Genomic DNA, 1,566 nt, shown 5'->3' with positions numbered 1-1,566 from the left:
TAACCGGGCAGTTTTACTGGCCACCAGTGGGCACTTTTAGTGGCCGTCCGTGGGCAGAAACAACTGGCCATTGACACGCGCCTGAGCGGACAGCTCCGGCATCTGCACTGCCTTGATCGTGAAAACCCCGTCCGAAGCGCTGGCGATGTAAACGTTCAACTGCAAGCGTTCCACCCCCTGAAAGTTATAGACAGCACGGCTGGCGCGCGACCGAATACCCGCACGTAACGCCATTGATTAAGCAAGCTCCTGAATGAAGCCTGACTTCGTTTGAAAACAGCAGTACTGCACAGAAGCGACCTTCGAACAGAGAAATACTGATCAGCCAATTCCCACCAGCCATACCCTCGAATCCGGGAGGCGGTTTGCGCAGTCAGCTTCTGCACGTAACGACACGGTTTATCCGAAGTCGCCCGCACCGTTTGCATGTCAGCATGATCTGACTCGCTGTGTTGGTCGCTGCGCGGAGGCGTCCGCAGACCCACCTGTGTTAGAGCCTGGCGTAGGCCCAGCCGTCCCATTGGCGCTGGGCCAGGTGGGCGATTGCCGCGGGAACTGTGGCAATGTCGGGGATGAAGTCTTTTTCTTCCAGGCCGGCTGAGCGCATGCTGTTGCCGCAGGCGAGGATGCTCACGTCCAGTTGCCGGGCGTCGTTGATAGCTTCGGTGGCTGGGGAGCCTGCGGCGAGGAGTTTGACGCCTGGCCCCTGGACAACCACTTCAATGCCTGTTCCAGGGTGGAGTGCTGCTCGGGCGTTGGAGGCGCTGCGAAGTATCCCGGCAAGGGTGTCCGGTTCAAGCGGGCCGGCGGCGTGAATGAGAAGGCCCTTGCCGTTGCCTGCTTTCGTGGCTTCTGCGGTCGTTTGGCTCATTGGCATCATTTACTCCGCTGCCTCACCGAGGCCGGCGAGGGCCTTGCGGAGACGGGTGCCGGCGTCGTCCGCCACTTCCTTGACGGAAGGGGCGTCGCTGAGCTGCACCATGGTCTGCGGGTCGATGGCCTCAACGGTGGTCTCGTTGGCACCGGCTTTCCGGCGGACCACCACGTTGCAGGGCAGCAGCGCACCCATTTCCGGTTCAGCGGCGAGGGCGCGGCTGGCAAGGGCGGGGTTGCAGGCACCGAGGATGACGTAATCCCCGATGGCGTCCGCGGCTTCGGCGCCGAGCTTGGCTTCGAAGGTGGAGCGGACGTTGATTTCGGTCAGGATCCCGAAGCCCTGCGCCGCGAGGGCCTCACGGGTGCGCTCCAGGGCTTCGGCCCAGGGAAGGAAAACAGTGGTGGCCAGGGTGTACGTCATGGGGCTCCTCGAAGTAGTCACGCGCCGCTGTTGAGGCGGGCTGGTTAGGCGAGGGAGAGGAAGAGCTTCTCCAGGTCCTTTGTGTCCATGCTTGCATCCTTTTGGACGATGCACTGCTCCAGCCCGGTGGCGATGATGGCGAAACCGGCACGGTCAAGGGCCTTCGACACGGCGGCGAGCTGGGTGACGATGTCCTTGCAGTCCCGGCCTTCCTCGAGCATCCGGGTAACGGCGGCGAGCTGGCCCTGGGCGCGCTTGAGGCGGTTGAT

Annotated in this window: 4 protein-coding genes; all 4 read right to left on the bottom strand. The window is 62.8% G+C overall.

Annotation, left to right across the window (positions count from 1 at the left end):
- Positions 1 to 36 precede the first annotated feature (36 nt).
- On the bottom strand, positions 37 to 234 hold the full coding sequence (locus PV772_RS22905; RefSeq protein WP_347887689.1) for a hypothetical protein: 198 nt from the start codon (positions 232 to 234) through the stop codon (positions 37 to 39).
- A 256-nt stretch (positions 235 to 490) separates the two neighbouring features.
- A complete protein-coding gene (locus PV772_RS22900) occupies positions 491 to 871 on the bottom strand; it encodes a DsrE family protein (RefSeq protein ID WP_347887688.1) in 381 nt (126 codons plus the stop codon).
- Positions 872 to 880: 9 nt separating this feature from the next.
- The gene (locus PV772_RS22895; RefSeq protein ID WP_347887687.1) at positions 881 to 1,297 is read right to left on the bottom strand and encodes a DUF302 domain-containing protein; all 417 of its coding nucleotides are present in this window, start codon (positions 1,295 to 1,297) and stop codon (positions 881 to 883) included.
- Between the two features lie 44 nt (positions 1,298 to 1,341).
- Positions 1,342 to 1,566: metal-sensitive transcriptional regulator (locus tag PV772_RS22890; protein ID WP_347887686.1), on the bottom strand; the 225-nt coding region annotated here is incomplete at its 5' end.

Origin of the sequence: Pseudarthrobacter sp. CC12, assembly GCF_039907755.1 — a bacterium.
Taxonomy (GTDB): domain Bacteria; phylum Actinomycetota; class Actinomycetes; order Actinomycetales; family Micrococcaceae; genus Arthrobacter; species Arthrobacter niigatensis.
Note: the sequence above shows the minus strand (reverse complement) of the source record. Positions and strands in the feature narration are given on the sequence as shown.

Coding starts and splice junctions, on each gene's coding strand:
- PV772_RS22905 (WP_347887689.1), bottom strand. CDS start 234: ATGGCGTTACGTGCGGGTATTCGGTCGCGCGCCAGCCGTGCTGTCTAT.
- PV772_RS22900 (WP_347887688.1), bottom strand. CDS start 871: ATGAGCCAAACGACCGCAGAAGCCACGAAAGCAGGCAACGGCAAGGGC.
- PV772_RS22895 (WP_347887687.1), bottom strand. CDS start 1,297: ATGACGTACACCCTGGCCACCACTGTTTTCCTTCCCTGGGCCGAAGCC.